The sequence below is a fragment of the Bradyrhizobium sp. B097 genome, assembly GCF_038957035.1.
Classification (GTDB): Bacteria; Pseudomonadota; Alphaproteobacteria; order Rhizobiales; family Xanthobacteraceae; genus Bradyrhizobium.
In genome coordinates this window covers 2,721,405-2,741,253 of the sequence record NZ_CP152412.1, presented here as the reverse complement: position 1 = coordinate 2,741,253, position 19,849 = coordinate 2,721,405, and the positions used below count along the sequence as shown (strand labels likewise).

The window sequence follows — 19,849 nt, the reverse complement described above, 5'->3', positions numbered from 1 at the left end:
CCGCAGCACGGCGCGCCCGGCATCACCGAGCGCGCTTGCATCACGTTTGGAAAACCCGCAGCGTCACGATCTGGAACGGCCGCAGTGACAAACGGCAGCTCCGCGCTTCGGTCGGAATGGCCGCGATGCGATCTTCCAACGTGTTGCTCATCCACACCGACGAGATGTCGACGCCGAAATCGAGCGTCGCGGCGGCACGGACGCCCGCACTCTCGTAGAGCCGCACCACCCAGCCTTCGCCGTCCTCGACGGGTTTGATCGTATCGACGATCACGTTGGCCGGCGCCGCGGTCAGGAACGACTGCCGCAGCGGCGCACGCGGCTGCCCCTTGGCCCAGAGCATCGGACGCTCAAAGCACAAAGCGCGCCCGACCGTGTCGGCCGTGCGCCAATCACCCTGGTGGGGATAGATCGCATAGCGCATCCGGTGACGTCCGATATCGGCCTGTGGATCAGGCAACTCGGAGCCGCGCAGCAGCGTCAGCGCGAGCTGGTTGCCAAACGCCGAATAGCCATGACGGCAATCGCTGAACAACGACACGCCGAAATCGGGCTCGGCGAGATCGGCCCAGCGATGGCCCGGCACCTCGTACTTGGCCGCATCGGCATCGGTGTTGGCATGGGTCGGCCGCTCGGTCGCGCCGAACATCGTCTCATAGGTCGCGTTCGATGCGCGGCAGGCCACGGGAAACATGACCTTCAGCGTCGTCTTGCGCTCCTGCCAATCGACCGTCGTCTCGAATTCGAGACGATCAGCGCCGGCATCGAGACGGATCACCTGGGAGAGCCGGCTCGCGCGTCCGAGCGAGCGCTCGAAACGAAGCTCGCCACGCAGTCCGCCATCCGACAGCACCTCGCAACTCACCTCCCCTGCCGCGTCGCGGGCGGTCTCCAGCGCGAATGGATCGATATCCCATGCCTCGAAATCGAGAGGCCTGTCATCGAGCAGCAGCAAGCGCGCCGCCGGCGATGCGAACGTCTCGCGCCCGGTCGAGACATGCAGCAGCGATCGGACAAGCCCGGTGCGATCAAGACGTGCCGTGAGTTGCGCATTCGACAGAACGAAGCCGTCGGCATCGGCGGCGACAGTGACGCGGTCGTCGATCGCCATCGATTCTCCCGCCGCAAAGGGCGCGGCGGCGACATGGCGAAGTACCCCGTCGGGATCAGACACGATCTCGGTGCGCGCGCGACCCAGCGTATTGACCGGCGTCCAGCCGGCACCTCCGGAATCGCACAGCGTGGCCAGCACAGTCTGCGAGCGGCGGTTGGCTTCCTCGGCGACCCCGGCCAGTTCGACCTCCGCGCGCTCATAGACCTCGCGAATGCTGCTGCCGGGGATGATGTCGTGGAACTGGTTGACCAGCAGCGTGCGCCACAGGCCTTCGATCGCCTGCGCGGACGGCGCCGGTTGCTGCCAGGCGGCAGCGACCGTAGTCACGAATTCGAGCGCCTGAAGACCGGCCTCGCAGGCGCGGTTGAGGCGCTTGGTCTCGCCCTGCGTGGTGTAGGTGCCGCGATGATATTCGAGATAGAGCTCGCCCTCGATCGTCGCCAGATTCTGCGCTGACATCGCCAGGCGGTCGAAGAATTCGTCGGCGGTGCGGATCTGAATCCGCGGCAGGCCCTGCAGATCCTTCATCCGCTGCAACGCCTCGAGCATCGTCTCATCGGCGCCGCCACCGCCGTCGCCATATCCGAACAGATAGAGCGCGTCGGGCGATCGATCGGCGTCCTTGTAATTGGCGGCGTGATAGCGGAGTTCGGCAAGCTGCACCGATCCGTTGTAGGTGTCCGCCGGCGGGAAATGTGCCAGCACGGTGCTGCCGTCCAGTCCACGCCAATGGAAGCTGTGATGCGGCGGCGTGGTGAACCTGTTCCATGACAGCTTCTGGGTGAGAAAGCGCGACATCCCCGCCGACTGCATCAGCTGCGGCAACTGGGCGTCGTAGCCGAACACGTCGGGATTCCAGAACACGGTGGAGCGCGCGCCGAACGTTCGCTCGAAGTAGCGTTGGCCATAGAGGAACTGCCGGCAGATCGACTCGCCCCATGGCAGGTTGCAGTCCGGTTCGATCCAGCTGCCGCCGACTGGAATCCACTGCCCGGCCGCGGCCTTGGCGCGGATTCGCGCGAACAGGTCGGGGTCGTTCTCCTCGATCACAGCGTACTGATAGGCCTGCGAGCAGGCGAACTTGAAATCGGGATAGCGGTCCATCAGCGCGACGGCTGTGGAGAAGCTGCGTTGCGCCTTGCGGCGGGTTTCCGCCAGCGGCCACAGCCACGCGGTGTCGAGATGGGCGTGACCGATCGCCGACATCTCGTGGGCAATGGTGCCGTTGCGCGCCGCCAGCAAGGTGGTGAGGATCTCCCGTGCCGCCGGCCAGGTCACGCGATCGTCGGGATCGGCGATGTTGCAAACGCGGTTGAGATCGTGCAGCAGGCGTCCCGCCCAGGTCCGATCCAGCGCCGGCTGCGCGGTTTCGCCAACAGCTCCATACGACCTGCTCTTTGTCGTGGGATCCCGATCGGCCTCGAGCTGGCGAAGCACTTCGTAGTCGAAATAGAACGCGGAAGCCTCGGGGTCGAAGCGGCGCAATTCGCACGCCGTCAGCGCGTAGGCTTGCGGGTCGTTCCAGAACGCACCGAACAGGCCGTTGCAAGCAATTTCGACATGGAAGCTAACGGTCTCTCCGCCGCGCGCCGACTGAACGAGCGGCGCGGTGTGACGGCCAGGATTGAGGCCTTGCGACGAGCGGCCGTCGAGCCAAAGCAGCGCTTCCGAGCGGCTGTCCCAATAGAGATCGACGCGCGAACCGGCCCAGGCTTCCGGTACGACCGCCACGACCCGCACCCAGTAGGTCGCCCAGAGCGGCCCCAGCGTCTCGCCAAATGCGACCGGCCGGTAATCGAGCTCGAGGGCTTCCGCAAGGCTGATCCGCTCGGTGGGACCGGCGATGTCGAGCGAGGTGACCGGCGCGCGGTCGGCGTGAATCTTCTGTTGCAGCCGCCCGGCAAAGCTCTCCAACCGGCGCCGCGTGTATTGCGGGTAGCGGCCGCGAATCCGGGCTACCGCGGGATTGCCGCTCTCTCGATCGGTTTCATTCATCGGGTTCTTCAGCCAGTTGACGAAAGAGTACCTAAGCGCAATTCAAGGATTGATAAAAGCAATGGCGTCTCGCCGACCTCACCTTACCAAAGGTGCACGGGCGCGATATCCAAAACTGCTTCCTGCCTACTCCTTTCCCTACTCTCGACCGGGGCCTTGATCCGCAAGTCAACAAAAAGCACGCCCGGCAGTACCGGGCGCGCTGGTCTCTTACGGGTGGTGGTTACGATCCGCGTCAGTCGGTCGCGTACTTGAACTCCGGCATCGCCTTCAGCTCATCCTTGGTCGCGCTGAACACCGCGTGATCCGGATACCAGGGATTCGGCTTCGCCGCCGCGGGCGCCGCGCCGGTGGTGGTCGTTGACTTGGTCGTGCTGCCGGTGTTCGACGCGCCGGTGTAGGCGACCGGCTCGCTTGAGAACTTCACCTTGTCGAGCGGCACGGCGACCAGATGCTCGCCGACGCCGAGGAAGCCGCCGACGCCGATGACGACGGCCTTGATGGCACCGTCCTTGTCCATCAAGAGATCGTTGATCGAACCGACGCTCTCGTTCTTGTCGTTGTACACGCTGAGGCCGACGACCTTCGACGCGCGCCAGTTACCTTGATACGAGGTGGCAGACGTGGTCGACGTTGATGTCGACGCCGCAGGAGACATCTTGTCGCCCTTGTCGGTGGGTGTCTGTGCAATTGCGACGGTTGCAAGCAGGGCGGAGCCGGCCACGCCGGCGATGATGGATTTGACCAACATAGTTGCGCTCTCCTCAGTTCGCAAAATCGATGCTGGGAAAACCCGTGATGTCCGCGACCGTTCCTAATGAGCCTGCGCTCAAAAGCCGCCCCAATGCTTGGGAACGCCATGCCGGGAACGCCATGGAAGCGATGCGGCAAGCCCGAGGGTTGCGCACTTTCCAACGCATGGAACGTTGCGGTCCTTGACGAAAGCGATCGTGATCTCTCAAGTAGGCTGCGGTTGAGCCTCACGACTGCGCCGGACGCGCAGTCCCTGATGTGACGATGTTTGGCTCACTAAGTCGTCCCGGCGAACCGCGCTTGCCCAAAATCATCCGCACGCGCATGTCGCGTCGCGCCCCGGAAGCTGATGGAGCACGACGTGTTGCGCTCAGAAGCCGCCCCAGTAGGGCGGCACGCCGTAGAAGCGATGCAGCTCGACTTCCTGCGAGCGGTCGCCCCAATCGAAATCCTTGTCGGCGCGGAACGACGGCGCGCGCTTCAATTCGTCGTCCTCGATGTCGAGCTCATAGGCCTCGAACTTCGGATTGTAGTGCAGCCGGCCCCACGGCAGCGGAAGCAGATTGGTTCCGATACCGAGGAAACCACCGAAGCTCAGCACCGCGTACGACACCTTGCCCGAGATCTTGTCGATCATCAGCCGCTCGATATGGCCGATCATGTCGCCATTGGCGCGGCGCACCGCCGTGCCCTCGACCCGATCGCTTGCAATGAGCTGATGCGGCCTTGCCCTGACCTCGACAGCCATCTCACCCTCCTGGCCTGAAAGAGAAACAACGCGTCGCCTGGGGAACGGGTTCCGACGCTGGATATGACAGCCGCTCTTCCCCTTTTTCGGACCGCCATGGCGCCGCGCGACCGACGGGCGGCATCGGAGACTTCCGCCGGTATTTCAACGGATTAGGCTTGATGACAGAACGCTAACTTTTCTCCACAGCGCCGACCTGTTAACTCGTTATGCCGGGCAAGATTCCAGAAATGCACTGAAACAAAATTCCTGAGCCGCTTCCCCCGAATCACGGACAAAAGAGTCGGTATGACCCAGGCTGCGCCCAATATCCTCGTCGTCGAGGACGACCGCGAAACGCGGTCTCTCATCGCAAAATATCTCCGCACCAATTCCTGCAATGTCACGACCGCCTCCGACGGCCGCGAGATGGCCAAGGCCATGACCGACCACCGCGTGGATCTGCTGGTGCTCGATGTCATGCTGCCCGGTGAGGACGGCCTCAGCCTGTGCCGCAAGGTGCGCGCGGAGTCGCAGACGCCGATCATCATGCTGACCGCGCGCGGCGAGGACGTCGACCGCATCCTCGGCCTCGAGATGGGCGCCGACGATTACCTGGCCAAGCCGTTCAACCCGCGCGAGCTGCTGGCGCGGATCAATGCGGTGCTGCGCCGGCAGGCCGCCGCGCGCAACGCCAGCGCGATCGAGGGTGCGACCACGCTGACCTTCCTCGGCTGGCGCATCGACATCCGCCTGCGCGAGCTGCGCAACCCCGAAGGCGCGCGCGTCGCCATGACCAGCGCCGAATTCGACCTGCTTCGTACCTTCTGCGAGCGGCCCGGCCGCGTGCTGTCGCGCGACAGCCTGCTCGACCTGACGCAGGGCCGCAGCGCCGGCTCGTTCGAGCGTTCGATCGACGTGCTGGTCAGCCGTATCCGACGCAAGATCGAGCCCGATCCGCAGGAAGCCACCATGATCAAGACGGTGCGGTCCGGCGGCTATGTGTTCACTCCGAGGGTGGAGGCGGTTGCCGCCACGAGCAACTGACTATGAAGCTGCTGCGTGTGCTGAGTCTGCGGGGGATCGGCGCCCAGATGGCGGCGCTGGTCGTCGTCTCGATCGTCACGCTGCACCTGATCATCACCGCCACCTTCCTGATCCATCGGCCGGACCGGCCGGAGCCGTCCGATCGCTGGCACACCCAGCTCGCCGCCGCCGCACAACTGCTCGGGCATGCCCCGGCATCGGAGCGGCCGCGGCTCCAGGCCGACGTCATCAGAGCCTTCCCGCAGCTTGCGATCGCTGACTTCACGTCCGATACCGGCGCCCTCACCGAGACCGACCCGCCGAGCCTGCACGCGCTGCGCCGGCTCGGCGCCGGCTATCGCGTCTTCGAGCTGCCGCGCGAGGCGCGGACCACGCCGCATGACGCCGAGATCCGCCGCGTCGCGATCCGCCTGCCCGACGGCAGCATGTTCGCCGCGAACCTGATGCCGGACCAGCACATGCGGCCGTTCTGGGGCGGGCCGTGGATGATGACGGTGCTGTTCGCCGTCATCAGCGTCACCCTGCTCGGCCTGTGGGCGGCATGGGCGCTGACGGCGCCGCTGTCGTCCTTCGTCAAGGCCGCGGAGACCTTCAGCCTGAACGGCGCGGCCGCGCCGCTGCCCGAACGCGGCCCCGAGGAGATCCGCTCGCTTGCCAAGGCGCTGAACCGGATGCGCGAGCGCATCACGGCATTGATCGACGACCGCACCAAGATGCTGGCCGCGATCAGCCACGACCTGCGTACGCCGATCACGCGGATGCGGCTGCGTGCCGAATTCATCGAGGACGAGACCCATCGCCACCGCATGCTGCGCGACCTCGACCAGATGCGCTCGATGCTGGAATCGGTGCTGTCGTTCCTGCGCAACGACCGCAAGCTCGAGGAGATGACGCTGGTCGACATCGCGAGCACGCTGCATCTCGTCACCGACCAGTTCGCCGACATGGGACACAAGGTCAGCTACGAGGGGCCGCAGCACGCGATGGCGACCGCGCGGCCGGCCGACCTGCATCGCAGCATCACCAATCTGGTCGACAATGCCGTGCGCTTCGGCGGCGAAGTTGCGGTTCGCCTCGACGTCAGGCCGGATCGCCTCGTCATCGACATCGAGGATGACGGCCCCGGCATTTCGGACGCGCACAAGGCAAGCGTGCTGGAGCCGTTCGTGCGCGGCGACCAGGCGCGCAACATGGACGAGGCCGAAGGCTTTGGCCTTGGCCTGTCGATCGCCAACGCCATCGTGCTCGCGCATGGCGGCACGCTGTCGCTGCACGATCGCAAGCCGCATGGCCTGGTGGTCCGGATCGAACTGCCGGCACGGCAGCAACAATTGCAGCCGCGGAAATCCGCAGCCTGATCAGGCCGATTTGATCGACGGCAAGCGCGTCAGGCGGCGAGCGGCGTGAGCTGCGCCGTGTTGTAGATCGCGATCGCCTCGAAGCGGTAATTGCAGGCGCGGCAATTCCACAGGAACGACGTGCGCCCCTCGCTGTGCTCCACCCAATCGGGGCGGGCAATCGGCTTGCCGCATTGCGCGCAGGGATTTTCGCGAGGCATGTAGCCGGTGTCCTGTCGGACCATGGCGCATCTCCCGAATGTTGTTTCTTGCGTGCTTTTGAAACGGACAGACGTGCTGACTCAACACGCTCGCTGTCACTGACGAGTGTAGACCTTCATCAAGTCGTTTGCACGACAATCCGCTGTGGATAGTGTGCGGCAAAAGGCGGGCGAGAAAACTGGAGAAGAAAATCGGACGCGAAACAATTTTCGGCTGAGACGACCGAAGCAAACAATTTGAAGCATCTGTCTTCACAAGCGCATCGTCCGCTTCGCCCGCACCCGGACGATCACGGACGCAGAACGTTCGCTGATGCGAAGGTTTTGCCACATTCCTGCCCGCTCGCCGTACCAATGAGACCGCAGAACCGACGCGCGTTTGATCACCCGGGCGACCCGAGATGAAGACCCTTCAGAGCCTTAGCTGCCTTGCCGCCGCGATCGCGGTGCTGGCGTCCTGCGCCGGTGCGCATGCACAATCGCGGGCGCAATATGAGGCGATGGTGGCGGCGGAGGCCCAGGCCAACCTGGTGCCGGAAGAGCTGGTGCATCGCGTCATCGTGCGCGAGAGCAAGTACCATCCGCAGCTGATCGGGCGCGGCGGCGCCATCGGGATGATGCAGATCAAGCTCGCGACCGCCCGCGGGGTCGGCTACACCGGTACCGCCGAAGGTCTGCGCGACGCCGCGACCAACCTCAAATACGGCGTCAAATACCTCGCGGGCGCCTATCGCGCCGCCAATGGGGATTTCGACCGAGCCGTGCGTTATTTCGCGGGCGGCTATTACTACGTCGCAAAGCGGCAGCGCGGCGGTCACCTCAAGGAGGCGATGCATGGCGGCGCGGGTGCGCCGCCGAAGGAGCTCGCCAAGCAAGAGCAAATGTCGGCCGAGACCGCCGAGCCGAAGCCTGAACAGGCTCCCAAATAGGTGCTTGCGTGTCCCGGACGCGGTGCAACGCGCAAGCGTTGCTCCGCAGAGCCGGGACCTCCGTTTCGAAAGAATGGGCCCCGGCTCGGCCGCGCACCGCTGTCGTGCTGCGTCCGGGGCACGCGCGCCCTGGCGCGCGCCGCGGTACAGGTCCTGGCATACAAGTTGACACATCCGCCCATCCGCCTACATTAGGGGCGTTCCGAGGGGTGCTCCGAAGGAGGAGCTGAGATACCGCAAGCTTGGACTTCGCCATCACGGCGATCAGTTCGAGACCGCGGTGACCCTTTGAACCTGATCCGGGTCATGCCGGCGAAGGGACAGGGATGTATCAGACGTCACGACTGCGGGGGGATTCCCCCGTCTCCATCATCGGCGCAGGCATAACCGGCGCCTGGCATGCGTTGTTGCTCGCGGAGGCCGGACGTGCCGTCACCCTGCATGAGCGCAGTGACGCTGCGATGACGCAATCCACAAGCTACTTCGCCGGCGGCATGCTGGCGCCCTGGTGCGAGGCGGAGGCCTCCGAGCCGGTGATCTCGCGGCTCGGCATTCGCTCGCTCGACCTGTGGCGGCAGCATTTTCCGGAAACGGCGTTCAACGGCTCGCTGGTGGTGGCGCATCCGCGCGACCGCGCCGATTTCGAGCGCTTTGCGCGCCTCACGTCAGGTTATCGCCGGCTCGATGCCGAGGGCGTCCGCGAACTCGAGCCGTCGCTCGAGGGCCGCTTCCGTGACGGTCTGTTCTATCCCGACGAGGGCCATGTCGAGCCGCGCCGCGTGCTGCCGCGGCTGCATGCGGCGATCGCCAAGGCCGGCGGCGCCATCAAGTTCGGCAGCGACGCCGAGGCTGACGATCTCGACGGCCTCGTGATCGACTGCCGCGGGCTTGCCGGGCGCGACCGCGAGCCGAGCCTGCGCGGCGTCAAGGGCGAGATGATCGTCATCGAGACCGCGGAGGTCGAATTGTTGCGCCCGGTGCGGCTGATCCATCCGCGCTGGCCGCTTTACGTGATCCCGCGCGGCGACGGCCGCTTCATGCTTGGCGCGACCTCGATCGAGGCCGAGGACAACGGCGTCAGCGTGCGCTCGGCGCTGGAACTGTTAGGGGCCGCCTATGTGGTGCATCCGGCGTTCGGCGAGGCGCGCATCGTCGAGTTCGGCGCCGGCCTGCGCCCGGCCTTCCCCGACAATCTGCCCAAAATCAGGATCGAGCAGGAACGCATCACGGTGAACGGACTCTACCGTCACGGCTTCCTGCTCGCGCCGGCGCTGGCCGAGCTGACGCTCGCCTTTCTCGCACGCGGCGAAATCGACAATGAGGTGATGCAATGCGCGTGATCGTCAACGGTGAGCAGCGGGAGATCGCGGCTTCCAGCGTCGATGCGCTGCTCGCCGAGCTCGACTACGAGGGCACGCATTTTGCGATCGCAGTGAATTACGACGTGGTGCCGAAGGGCCGCTGGGCCGAGACCCATCTCAAGGCCGGCGACGAGATCGAGATCATCACGCCGCGGCAGGGAGGGTGATGTGAGTTTGTTCGCACGCTCCCTCCCCGCGTCGTCCCGGCCGAGTGCGCGCTTGCGCACGGAGCCGGGACCCATACGCCGCGGCCCTTCCTTGGGCACACTTGGAGACGCTCGTCGCAACAACACCCGGTCGTGGTTATGGGTCCCGGCCTTCGCCGGGACGACGGCATAGTGTGAGGAGACACATGGTCACCTTCTACGGCAAATCCTTCCCGTCACGCCTCCTGATCGGCACGGCGCTGTATCCGTCACCTGCGATCATGCAGAACGCGATCCGCGCCTCCGGCGCCAGCATCGTCACGGTGTCGCTGCGGCGCGAGGCGGCCGGCGGCAAGACCGGCGATGCGTTCTGGGCGCTGATCCGCGAGCTCGGCGTCACCGTGCTGCCGAACACCGCGGGCTGCCGCAGCGTGCGCGAGGCGGTGACCACCGCAAAGCTCGCGCGCGAATTGTTCGGCACGCCCTGGATCAAGCTCGAGGTGATCGCCGACAACGACACGCTGCAACCCGACGTGGTCGGCCTGGTCGAGGCCGCCACCATCCTGATCAAGGACGGCTTCGAGGTGTTCCCCTATTGCACCGAGGACTTCTCGGTCGCCGCGCGGCTGGTCGAGGCCGGCTGCAAGGTGGTGATGCCGTGGGCCGCGCCAATAGGAAGTGCAAAAGGCATCACCAACCGCGACGCGCTGAAACTGCTGCGCGACCGCCTGCCCGACATCACGCTGGTGGTCGATGCCGGCTTGGGTGCGCCGTCGCATGCGGCCGAAGCGCTCGAGCTCGGCTACGACGCCGTGTTGCTCAACACTGCGGTGGCGAAGGCCGCCGATCCGGTTGCGATGGCGGGCGCCTTCCGCCTCGGCGTCGAGGCCGGCCGCACCGCCTATGAAGCCGGGCTGATGGAAGCCCGCGACTTCGCCTCCCCCTCCACCCCTGTCGTTGGGACCCCGTTCTGGCATGCCGTATCCTGATCCGTTCTATCCCGTCGTCGACAGCATCAACTGGGTCGAGCGACTGACCAAGCTCGGCGTCGGCACCATCCAGCTCCGCGCCAAAGAGCTCGACGATGCCGAAGCGTTGCAGATCGTCACCGACGCGCTCGCCGTGACCAAGGGCACGGGCACAAAACTCGTCGTCAACGATTACTGGCGCGCGGCGATCGTCGCGGGCGCCGAGCATCTGCATCTCGGCCAGGAAGACCTTGCCGACGCCGACCTCTCTGAAATCCGCAAAGCAAAACTCACGCTCGGCGTCTCCACCCATGATGATGCCGAGCTCGCCACCGCGCTCGCGGCGAAACCCGACTATGTCGCGCTCGGCCCGATCTTCTTCACCACGCTGAAGTCGATGCGGTTCGCGCCGCAGGGCATACCGAAGATCACCGAGTGGAAGAAGCGGATCGGCGCGATCCCCCTTGTCGCGATCGGCGGCATCAAGTTCGAGCACGCCGCCGAGATCTTCGCCGCCGGCGCCGATTCGATCGCCGTCGTCAGCGACGTCACCCAGAACGCCGACCCCGACGCGCGGGTGCGGCAATGGCTCGGCATCCGTGCGGAGGCCGCGTGATGCTGCCCACCACACACTGTCCATACCGTCACCCTGAGGTGGCCGCTTCTTCAGCGGCCCTCGAAGGGCGACGGCCCGGCTCGTTCATCCTTCGAGACGCGCTTCGCGCTCCTCAGGATGACGAGGTCAACATTTCGCACACGAATTAAACCGGAGGATCCCATGAACATCCGCTCCAACCCCGACACCACGCTCCCCGCCGTCACCACCGGCTCGCTGCCCTCATCGCGCAAGATCTTTGCGACGCCGGAGGCCGCACCCGACATCCGCGTGCCGCTGCGCGAGATCATCCTCTCCGAAGGCGCCGGCGAGCCGAACCTGCCGGTCTATGACACCTCCGGCCCCTACACCGATCCGGCCGTGACGATCGACGTCAACACCGGCCTGCCGCGCAATCGCCTTGCCTGGGTCAAGGAGCGCGGCGGCGTCGAGGAGTATGTCGGCCGCGACATCAAGCCGGAGGACAACGGCAATGTCGGCGCCTCGCACGCCGCAAAGGCCTTCACCGCGCATCACAAGCCCTTGCGCGGCCTCGACGGCCACAAGATCACCCAGCTCGAATTCGCCCGCGCCGGCATCATCACCAAGGAGATGATCTACGTCGCCGAGCGCGAGAATCTCGGCCGCAAGCAGCAGCTCGAGCGCGCGGAAGCCGCCCTCGCCGACGGCGAAAGCTTCGGAGCGTCGGTGCCCGCCTTCATCACGCCGGAATTCGTCCGCAGCGAGATCGCGCGCGGCCGCGCCATCATCCCATCGAACATCAACCATGCCGAGCTCGAGCCGATGATCATCGGCCGCAACTTCCTCACCAAGATCAACGCCAATATCGGCAACTCGGCGGTGACCTCCTCGGTCGAGGAAGAGGTCGACAAGATGGTGTGGGCGATCCGCTGGGGCGCCGACACCGTGATGGACCTCTCGACGGGGCGCAACATCCACACCACCCGCGAATGGATTTTGCGCAACTCGCCGGTGCCGATCGGCACCGTGCCGATCTACCAGGCGCTGGAGAAGTGCGAAGGCGATCCCGTCAAGCTGACCTGGGAGCTCTACAAGGACACCTTGATCGAGCAGTGCGAACAGGGCGTCGACTACTTCACGATCCACGCCGGCGTGCGGCTGTCCTACATCCACCTCACCGCGAACCGCGTCACCGGCATCGTCTCGCGCGGCGGCTCGATCATGGCGAAGTGGTGCCTCGCGCATCACAAGGAGAGCTTCCTCTACACCCATTTCGACGAGATCTGCGACCTCATGCGCAAGTATGACGTCTCGTTCTCGCTCGGCGACGGCCTGCGCCCGGGCTCGATCGCCGACGCCAACGACCGCGCGCAGTTTGCCGAACTGGAGACGCTCGGCGAGCTGACGAAGATCGCGTGGGACAAGGGCTGCCAGGTCATGATCGAGGGCCCCGGCCACGTGCCGATGCACAAGATCAAGATCAACATGGACAAGCAGCTCAAGGAATGCGGTGAGGCGCCCTTCTATACGTTGGGCCCGCTGACGACCGACATCGCGCCGGGCTATGACCACATCACCTCGGGTATTGGCGCGGCGATGATCGGCTGGTTCGGCTGCGCGATGCTGTGCTACGTCACGCCGAAGGAGCATCTGGGCCTGCCCGACCGCAACGACGTCAAGGTCGGCGTCATCACCTACAAGATCGCCGCCCACGCGTCTGACCTGGCCAAGGGCCACCCCGCCGCGCAGCTCCGCGACGACGCGCTCTCCCGCGCCCGCTTCGACTTCCGCTGGCAGGACCAGTTCAACCTCGGCCTCGACCCCGAGACCGCGAAGAACTTCCACGACGAGACCCTGCCGAAGGAAGCCCACAAGGTCGCGCATTTCTGCTCGATGTGCGGCCCGAAGTTCTGCTCGATGAAGATCACCCAGGACGTCCGCGACTACGCCGCGACGCTCAACGATCCCACCGGCGTCGGGGCGTCGATCTCAGGCACCATCGAGGACGGCATGGCGACGATGAGCGCCAAGTTCAAGGAGATGGGCGAGAACCTGTATCTCGATGCGGAGAAGGTGAAGGAGAGCAATCGGGTGCTGTGACCCTTCCGCTCGTCATGCCCGGGCAAAAGCGAGACGCGCGTCTCCGCGCTGGATGACCCGGGCATCCATCCAAGACAAAAAGCCGGGCAAGGGCCCGGCTTTTTTTTGGCAAGGCCGCCGTCTGTACTACTGCGTTCTGGACGAGGCCGAACGCACGGCGTTCTGATAGTCGCCAAGAAGCCCAGCATCTTCAATTGAGCCGTGATGGTGCATCTGCCGCCAGCGACCATTGGTCAATTGATAAACGCGGGTCGTGCGAATGTTGAGATTCTTGACGGCATCGCCATCATGGTACGTGCCGCGCTCACGCCCTACAGCCCAGAATACATCGCCGGCGCGATGGATTGTGTAGTCCCAAAATTCGACGTGAACGTCCGCCGGGCTCTTGAATATCCCTTCGTACATTTTGTGCGGCACATTCATCCCCCGCCGAATTCCTCCGAGAGGATTGTCAATAGCGACCTCTTCAGAATGGGCAAAGTTGTCGTCGATCATCTTCAGATCGCGAGTATTGAAGGCGCGGTAGAATTGGGCCAACGCCTGCTGAGGCTCGCTCAAATCTCCGAGATTCTCCTTACCCGTGATCGGATCTTGGATCGGCTTCGTGCCTTGATTCTCATCGGCACAAGCCGGCATTGAGAGCAACGCGATATGGGTTGCCGAAGCGAACATGACTGATGTGAGTAACCTCCTATGGGACAGCGCGGCCGACATGGCTCCTCCTCCTTCCGGCTTGCGATACACATTCCCGCGCTAAATCTACCACCAGAAAAAATGCTGCTCGATTGGCAACCATGCTGTAGTAAACTGCAAAAATGCAGGAGCTCGATTGGGACGATCTGCGATACGTTCTCTCCCTGGCGCGCACGCGCCGCATCTCGGGCGCGGCGAAGAAACTTGGCGTCAATGCAACCACGGTCGCTCGGCGCATTGCGCGTGTTGAAGAGCTGTTGAGAGCGCGTTTGTTTGAGCACAACGCAGGTATTCTGACGCCGACCAACTGCGGCCAAATCGTCATCAGCCGAGCCGAGCGCATCGAGCTTGATGTCGACGCGGTCAAAGAGAGCGTGACGAATGCCGACAGGGTTGAAGCCGGCAAAGTGCGCGTGACGGCAATGCCGCTGCTGCTAAACCATATTCTGATCCCCGCACTTCCGGCTTTCTTGCGATCGCACGGACGGTTGCAGATCGAACTTGCCGCCGACCCCCGCAATCTCAGTGTAACGAACCGCGAGGCCGACATCGCCTTGCGCATGGCGCGACCGGATAGCGAGTGTCGCCTGGTCGCGCGTCGGGTCGCCATGTTCGATTACGCTGTGTACGCTACATCGAACGTGAACCATGCTTTGCCTTGGATTACATATGACGCCACGTGGTCTCACTTGCCGCACACGCGTTGGATGGCGAAAGCGATGGCGTCGGATCCGGAATCGGAAGCATCTGTTAGGGTCAATGACTCGGACTTGGCCCTCCATGCGGTCCGTGCCGGTTTGGGCCGATCGCTGCTGCCCTGCCGCATAGCGGATGAGATTCCTGAGCTGTATCGTTTGAGCGGCGCAAGGCCTGTTCTCTCTCGCGAAATGTGGCTGATCGTCCATCCCGACCTCAAGCATTTGGCGCGCGTCAGAGCGGTGATGTCATGGATCGAGCAGGTCATGACCTAGCGGCGGCTTGACTCCGGAATGTCAGACCGCGTGCTCAAGCGAGCCAGATGAGCGAAGCGACATCCGGGGTTGCACCGTCCCGCATATCGCTGCGCTCATGCGGGCTACCAACGGCTGCCAAACGTCTACGCCGACGCTCCAATCTGCTGCCATATGCTCCGCTTGGGACTCCACGCCTTGTGCACGAACTCAAGACGATTGCCGTCGAAGTCGGCGACGTTGGCGGCGTAGTAGCCAGGGGCGAAGTAGGTGCGATCTGCTGGTTTGCCCTCGTCGATGCCGCCAGCCTTGATTGCAGCTGTGTAGGCGGCGTCGACGAGCTCATTGGTGTCGCAGACAATCCCGAGATACAGCCCGGTCTCGCCGGGTTTGCGTTGCCGAAGCCAGATGCTCGATCCGACCGCCTTTCCGCTGCCGTACATATCGTCAACGATGCCGTAAAGATCGGGGACGCCCTCGGGGCCCGAAGCGGAGTCGTAGTTGCCGAAGACCTTCCAGCCGAGCGGCTTCAAGGCTTCAGAGTAGAAGGCCAGTGACTTCTCGATGTTGGTGACGGAGATGTAGACGTGGTCGATCATTTGGCCGCCTTCGATGTGGATCGTGTTGTCTGTTTCGGACAATGTTTTATGTAGGGTGGGTTAGCCGAAGGCGTAACCCACCGACTGGGCGGCGAGAAGATGGTGGGTTACGCTGCGCTAACCTACCCTACGGCGCCGACGCGCCAACAGTTGCCACCTGCACGTCACCACGCGTCCTCACTCCAAACTGAATCTCCCGATACCCCTCCGCCGCCACGCCGTTGATGATTCCCAGAAACTTCGGCGTGCCGCCGTTGTAGACGAAGTACCGCACCGTCCCCTCCTCGTGGCCGGGGACGTTGGAGTTGTAGCCGGTGAACCACGACTTGGCTTTGCGCATCAGCATGATCTCGTACATTTTGGCGACATGCGCGGTCCAGCGCTGCTGTGCTTCTTCCGTGGCGTCGGCGCGGGTCAGGCCGCGGTCCCACATGTATTGCAGCAGGTTGGTGCACCAATTGACGCCGTTCTCGATGCCGCGCGGGAAGTTCGTGGACGCGGAGGCGCTTTGCGGGCCGGTCGGCATCAGCAGGTTCGGAAAGCCATGGACGAGCATGCCGAGGAAGGTCGACGGCGCCTGCTTCCATTTGTCTGATAGCTTCGCGCCGCCGATGCCTTCGATGTCGATCAAATCATAGGCGCCGGTGATGGCATCGAAGCCGGTGGCATAGACGATGATGTCGAACTCGTAGTCGCGCGCCGTCGTGCGCAGGCCTGATGCGGTGACGCGCACCAGCGGCGTCTCGCTGAGGTCGACGAGATGCACATTGTCGCGATTGTAGGCCTCAAAATACCGGGTCTCCAGCGGCAGGCGCTGCACGCCGAAGCCGTGATCTCTGGGGATCAGCTTCTCGGCGACCTTGGGATCGTTGACGCGGCCGCGGATGCGACCTGCGATGTATTCCGACAGCTCGGCGTTGGCGGCTTCATCCATGAAAATCTCGCGGAAGTTCGCGAGCCAGATGCCGAAGCCGGGCTCGTCGTAGAGCCTGTCCCACAGCGCCAGCCGCTCCTCGCGGCTCACCTCGTAGAAGCCGCGCTTGTCGGGGCCGTGCACGAAGCTGCCCGGCGTCAGCGCGCAGGCGGCGAAGATCTCGTCGTAGCGTGCGCGGATGTCGGCCATTTCAGCTTCCGAGATCGCGCTGTTGTTGAGGGGCGCGCTCCAGTTCGGCCGGCGCTGAAACACCGTGAGCTCACCGACCTTGTCGGCGATCTCGCCGATCACCTGGATGCCGGTCGCGCCGGTGCCGATCACGGCGACCTTCTTAGCCTTGAGATCGACCGGCTCGTGCGGCCAATAGTAGGTGTGGAACGAGCGGCCCTTGAAGTCGGACGTGCCGGGCACGCGCGGCATGGTCGGCGCCGAGAGCAGGCCTATCCCCAGCACGACGAAACGGCAGGTGAGCGTGCGGCCGTCGCTGAGCTTTAGCTGCCAGAGATCGCGCGCCGCGTCGAATTGCATGGCCTCGACCTTGCAGTTGAACTGCATGTGCCTGCGCAGGTCGAACTTGTCGGCGACGTAGTTGAGGTAGCGCAGATTCTCGGGCTGGCCGGAGAACCGCTCCTTCCAGTGCCACTCGTCGAGCAGCTCGCGCGAGAATGAGAAGCCGTAGGTGTAGCTCTCGGAATCGAAGCGGCAGCCCGGATAACGGTTCCAGTACCAGGTGCCGCCGAGATCGGGCGCGGCTTCGAGCACGGTGGCGTCGATGCCGAGGTCGGCGAGCCGCTTGATCTGGTAGATGCCGGCGACGCCGGCGCCGACCACGATCACCTCGTAATGGGTCTTCGCCTCTCCCGTCATGTCCGCTCCCAAAATTCTTCTTGATCTGTTGGGCTGGATTACAGACCCTTTTGCCTGATCAGGCAACCGGGCGCGGCGTGCGTTCCGCTCGCGCGACTTGCGTTGAGACGCTGCCTGCACCACATCGATCACTGCAATTCGACGCGCGCAATCCGGACGAGCACATGACCGACAATCTCACCGGCGTCTGGGACGGCAGCTACGTTCAGCCGAGCGGCATGGTCACGTTCCTGGCGACGCTGATCGACGCCGGCGGCGCGCTCGGCGGCAGCGTGACCGAACCATGCGTTGCGCCCGGCTGCCCGATCAGCACCCACAATGCTTCGCTCTCCGGTCACCGCTCCGGCAGCGCGGTGTCGTTCGTCAAACGCTACGAGCCGCCGGGCTACGGCTATGACACGGTCCACTATGAAGGCGCGGTCAATGCCGACGCGACTGAGATCGACGGGCGCTGGCGCATCCGCGGCACCGCGTATTCGGGCAGGTTTTTGATGGTGCGCGCGACGGGGCCGGCGCAGGCGGTGACGGCCGAAGACGAGATCAAGGAGCCGGCGCGTTAGCACCTGATGAGATCAGGGGAATCGAGCCGCGACCTCGCCCTGCTTTCGGCAGGCCAATCGCGTAGGGGCTACGGCCATGTCCCGCAGCGCGGGGTAAAGCGCGCCTGCGCTGTTTCGGAATAATAGAATAATGCGACTGATTTGCCCGACATGTCAAGTGGCCGTATCGAATGCCGGCACGCCGCCGGCTACTGTGCATGGGGTTGTTTTCGATATTTTGGCAAGCGCCCCTGCGGAGGCAGGCCATATGCGGTTGGAGCCCCTCACCCCAGCGCCGCGATCTCACGCGCGAGGTTGTCGCGGGCGCGGCGGTCGTGGGTCGCGGCGAAACCGGCATCGGGGAAGATCACCTGGCGTGCAGCAAAGTGGCGAAGCACCTTGGCGCGGCCGGCGCGATAGTCGGCATCGCCGACATGGATGAACTCCTGCCGGATCGCCGCGGCATAAGCATCGTAGCGCGCGGGCTCGGCGCCGAGAATGCTGAGATCGATCGAGATCAAGATCGCGCCGAGACGATCATCGACCTCAACATCATGCGTCTTCGTCAAACGGATCAGGCGGCCGACCTCGTCGCCGATCCCGGCGCGAACGTGCTGCTCGGCGAGCTGCGCGCTGCGCTCCTCATTGTCCGGCCGGGTCGGATCGTAGACGACATCGTGCCACCAGATCGCTTCCGACAGGATCTCGCGCTCGGCCGCCGAGAGGCCGTCGACGCGCGCGAGCGCCGCGAGGCAGTCCTCGATATGCGCGAGGTTGTGATAGTGACGTCCAGGCGCCGTGTAGGCGGCGACCAATTCTTCGCGGGTCATCGCCGAGGTATATGACGGGAGCGGCGGAAATGGTAGCGGTCGGGTCCGCCGCACCGGCTGCGACTCCACGATCTCTCAAATGCCTGACAGCGACGATCACCGCCTCCCCGACCAGCTCCGCGCCGATCTGCGGCTGGTGTTCGTCGGCACGGCGGCCAGCACGCGCTCCGCCGCCGTCGGACATTACTACGCGCATCCCGGCAACCGCTTCTGGCGCGCGCTGCATGAGGCCGGCATCACGCCGCGGCTTTATCGACCCCACGAGTTCACGGCACTGCTCGGACTCGGCATCGGCTTCACCGATCTCTCCAAGACCGGCGCCGGGATGGATCATGAGATCGCGCGGGGCTCGTTCGATGTCGCGGGCTTCAGGACGAAGATCGAGATGGTTCGGCCGAAGACCATCGCTTTCACCAGCAAGAAGGCGGCGAGCCTGTTTTACGACAAGCCGACCAGCGCGCTTGTGCTCGGGCGGCAGCCGGCCGTGAGCGGTTTTCCAGATGTGTTCGTGCTGCCGTCGCCATCGGGTGCGGCGTCCGGACACTGGACGTTGCAGCCGTGGCGTGAATTGGCGCAGTGGATCGCGGAATCGTAGGATGGGTAGAGCGCAGCGAAACCCATCAACTTCTTAGCGCGGGGAGCGATGATGGGTTTCGCTTCGCTCTACCCATCCTACGAAGCCCGCGCCCGTCACTCCTTCAACGTGATCGCAAGCCCGCTGAGGTCGACATTGGCCATCAGGCCGATCTGCTTGCCGCTCAGTTCGAGCACCGCGCCGTTCTGGTTGGTCAAGAGGATGCCGCGCACGCCGGCGCCGAGCGCAACGCCCATGCCCGCCGCGGCGTAGACACCGGCGATATCCTGGGCGCGGCGGATGTTGCGCACCCGCCCCTGCAACGTGGTCTGGGAGCCGCCGAACACGAGACCATAGTCGAGCCCGCCGGCGGTGAGCCCGTAGGTCTGGCCGTGGAAGGTCAAAACACCCTTGCCGGCGGAGCCGCCGAAGATCCAGCCGCCCTTGAAGATGACGAGCGTCACCGCGCCCTCGTCGGCCAGTGCAGCGGACGATCCGGTGAGCAACGCCAGCGCAAACAGCACGGCGCGGGCGGCGGATGACAATCTCATGGGGGTTCTCCGGACGAAGTGAAGCGAATCGCGGCAA

General features: G+C 64.5%; 20 protein-coding genes and 1 riboswitch. Of the genes, 11 read left to right on the top strand and 9 right to left on the bottom strand.

Annotated elements, in window-relative coordinates:
• Window positions 1-40 precede the first annotated feature (40 nt).
• The 3 genes from AAFG07_RS12700 to AAFG07_RS12690 all read right to left on the bottom strand — a co-directional run bounded on the left by AAFG07_RS12700 (window position 41) and on the right by AAFG07_RS12690 (window position 4,610).
• Window positions 41-3,109 carry a glycoside hydrolase family 38 C-terminal domain-containing protein gene (locus AAFG07_RS12700; protein ID WP_342727563.1) on the bottom strand — a complete coding sequence of 1,023 codons (3,069 nt, stop codon included), beginning with the start codon at window positions 3,107-3,109 and terminating at the stop codon, window positions 41-43.
• A gap of 235 nt (window positions 3,110-3,344) precedes the next feature.
• Window positions 3,345-3,860 (bottom strand): PRC-barrel domain-containing protein, encoded by a 516-nt coding sequence (locus AAFG07_RS12695; protein WP_342727562.1) that lies wholly within the window; start codon window positions 3,858-3,860, stop codon window positions 3,345-3,347.
• Window positions 3,861-4,232: 372 nt separating this feature from the next.
• A complete protein-coding gene (locus AAFG07_RS12690; protein WP_342727561.1) occupies window positions 4,233-4,610 on the bottom strand; it encodes a PRC-barrel domain-containing protein in 378 nt (125 codons plus the stop codon).
• A gap of 288 nt (window positions 4,611-4,898) precedes the next feature.
• Here AAFG07_RS12690 and AAFG07_RS12685 point away from each other — a divergent pair, with 288 nt between their 5' ends.
• Complete coding sequence (locus AAFG07_RS12685; RefSeq protein ID WP_092115996.1) at window positions 4,899-5,636, top strand: response regulator; 738 nt, start codon at window positions 4,899-4,901, stop codon at window positions 5,634-5,636.
• A gap of 2 nt (window positions 5,637-5,638) precedes the next feature.
• The gene (locus AAFG07_RS12680; RefSeq protein WP_342727560.1) at window positions 5,639-6,994 is read left to right on the top strand and encodes an ATP-binding protein; all 1,356 of its coding nucleotides are present in this window, start codon (window positions 5,639-5,641) and stop codon (window positions 6,992-6,994) included.
• 29 nt (window positions 6,995-7,023) lie between these two features.
• Here AAFG07_RS12680 and AAFG07_RS12675 read toward each other — a convergent pair whose 3' ends face one another.
• Window positions 7,024-7,218 carry a hypothetical protein gene (locus tag AAFG07_RS12675; RefSeq protein WP_342727559.1) on the bottom strand — a complete coding sequence of 65 codons (195 nt, stop codon included), beginning with the start codon at window positions 7,216-7,218 and terminating at the stop codon, window positions 7,024-7,026.
• A 377-nt stretch (window positions 7,219-7,595) separates the two neighbouring features.
• Here AAFG07_RS12675 and AAFG07_RS12670 point away from each other — a divergent pair, with 377 nt between their 5' ends.
• The 6 genes from AAFG07_RS12670 to thiC all read left to right on the top strand — a co-directional run bounded on the left by AAFG07_RS12670 (window position 7,596) and on the right by thiC (window position 13,275).
• Complete coding sequence (locus tag AAFG07_RS12670) at window positions 7,596-8,123, top strand: lytic transglycosylase domain-containing protein (RefSeq protein ID WP_342727557.1); 528 nt, start codon at window positions 7,596-7,598, stop codon at window positions 8,121-8,123.
• Window positions 8,124-8,318: 195 nt separating this feature from the next.
• A riboswitch (TPP riboswitch) is annotated at window positions 8,319-8,462 on the top strand.
• Window positions 8,450-9,463: an FAD-dependent oxidoreductase gene (locus tag AAFG07_RS12665; RefSeq protein WP_342727556.1), complete on the top strand. Its 1,014-nt coding sequence runs from the start codon at window positions 8,450-8,452 to the stop codon at window positions 9,461-9,463. (Overlaps the previous riboswitch by 13 nt.)
• Complete coding sequence (thiS, locus tag AAFG07_RS12660; RefSeq protein WP_342727555.1) at window positions 9,454-9,651, top strand: sulfur carrier protein ThiS; 198 nt, start codon at window positions 9,454-9,456, stop codon at window positions 9,649-9,651. The genes AAFG07_RS12665 and thiS overlap by 10 nt, the downstream gene beginning before the upstream one ends.
• A 185-nt stretch (window positions 9,652-9,836) precedes the next feature.
• Window positions 9,837-10,619: a thiazole synthase gene (locus AAFG07_RS12655; protein ID WP_342727554.1), complete on the top strand. Its 783-nt coding sequence runs from the start codon at window positions 9,837-9,839 to the stop codon at window positions 10,617-10,619.
• Window positions 10,606-11,214: a thiamine phosphate synthase gene (locus AAFG07_RS12650; RefSeq protein WP_342727553.1), complete on the top strand. Its 609-nt coding sequence runs from the start codon at window positions 10,606-10,608 to the stop codon at window positions 11,212-11,214. Before AAFG07_RS12655 ends, AAFG07_RS12650 begins: the two co-directional genes overlap by 14 nt.
• Window positions 11,215-11,376: 162 nt before the next feature.
• A complete protein-coding gene (gene thiC, locus AAFG07_RS12645; RefSeq protein ID WP_342727552.1) occupies window positions 11,377-13,275 on the top strand; it encodes a phosphomethylpyrimidine synthase ThiC in 1,899 nt (632 codons plus the stop codon).
• A 126-nt stretch (window positions 13,276-13,401) separates the two neighbouring features.
• Here thiC and AAFG07_RS12640 read toward each other — a convergent pair whose 3' ends face one another.
• Window positions 13,402-13,989, bottom strand: coding sequence for a nuclear transport factor 2 family protein (locus AAFG07_RS12640; RefSeq protein ID WP_342727551.1), 588 nt, complete (start codon window positions 13,987-13,989; stop codon window positions 13,402-13,404).
• 101 nt (window positions 13,990-14,090) lie between these two features.
• On the opposite strand from AAFG07_RS12640, the gene AAFG07_RS12635 reads away from it, so the two are divergent.
• Window positions 14,091-14,939 carry a LysR family transcriptional regulator gene (locus AAFG07_RS12635; RefSeq protein ID WP_342727550.1) on the top strand — a complete coding sequence of 283 codons (849 nt, stop codon included), beginning with the start codon at window positions 14,091-14,093 and terminating at the stop codon, window positions 14,937-14,939.
• Window positions 14,940-15,064: 125 nt separating this feature from the next.
• On the opposite strand, the gene AAFG07_RS12630 is transcribed toward AAFG07_RS12635, so the two are convergent.
• Together AAFG07_RS12630 and AAFG07_RS12625 are read right to left on the bottom strand one after the other, a co-directional pair.
• Window positions 15,065-15,517, bottom strand: a complete 453-nt coding sequence (locus tag AAFG07_RS12630; protein ID WP_342727549.1) for a VOC family protein — start codon at window positions 15,515-15,517, stop codon at window positions 15,065-15,067.
• A 127-nt stretch (window positions 15,518-15,644) separates the two neighbouring features.
• The gene (locus AAFG07_RS12625; RefSeq protein WP_342727548.1) at window positions 15,645-17,318 is read right to left on the bottom strand and encodes an NAD(P)/FAD-dependent oxidoreductase; all 1,674 of its coding nucleotides are present in this window, start codon (window positions 17,316-17,318) and stop codon (window positions 15,645-15,647) included.
• Between the two features lie 164 nt (window positions 17,319-17,482).
• Here AAFG07_RS12625 and AAFG07_RS12620 point away from each other — a divergent pair, with 164 nt between their 5' ends.
• A complete protein-coding gene (locus tag AAFG07_RS12620; RefSeq protein WP_342727547.1) occupies window positions 17,483-17,878 on the top strand; it encodes a hypothetical protein in 396 nt (131 codons plus the stop codon).
• A gap of 263 nt (window positions 17,879-18,141) precedes the next feature.
• Here AAFG07_RS12620 and AAFG07_RS12615 read toward each other — a convergent pair whose 3' ends face one another.
• The gene (locus AAFG07_RS12615) at window positions 18,142-18,687 is read right to left on the bottom strand and encodes a phosphohydrolase (RefSeq protein ID WP_342727546.1); all 546 of its coding nucleotides are present in this window, start codon (window positions 18,685-18,687) and stop codon (window positions 18,142-18,144) included.
• A gap of 79 nt (window positions 18,688-18,766) precedes the next feature.
• Between AAFG07_RS12615 and AAFG07_RS12610 the strand changes: the two genes are divergently transcribed.
• A complete protein-coding gene (locus AAFG07_RS12610; protein ID WP_342727545.1) occupies window positions 18,767-19,282 on the top strand; it encodes a mismatch-specific DNA-glycosylase in 516 nt (171 codons plus the stop codon).
• Between the two features lie 95 nt (window positions 19,283-19,377).
• Here the strand turns inward: AAFG07_RS12610 and AAFG07_RS12605 are convergent, their stop codons facing one another.
• Entirely contained in the window at window positions 19,378-19,812 is a 435-nt protein-coding gene (locus tag AAFG07_RS12605; protein WP_050403182.1) for a hypothetical protein, read from the bottom strand.
• Window positions 19,813-19,849: the final 37 nt, after the last annotated feature.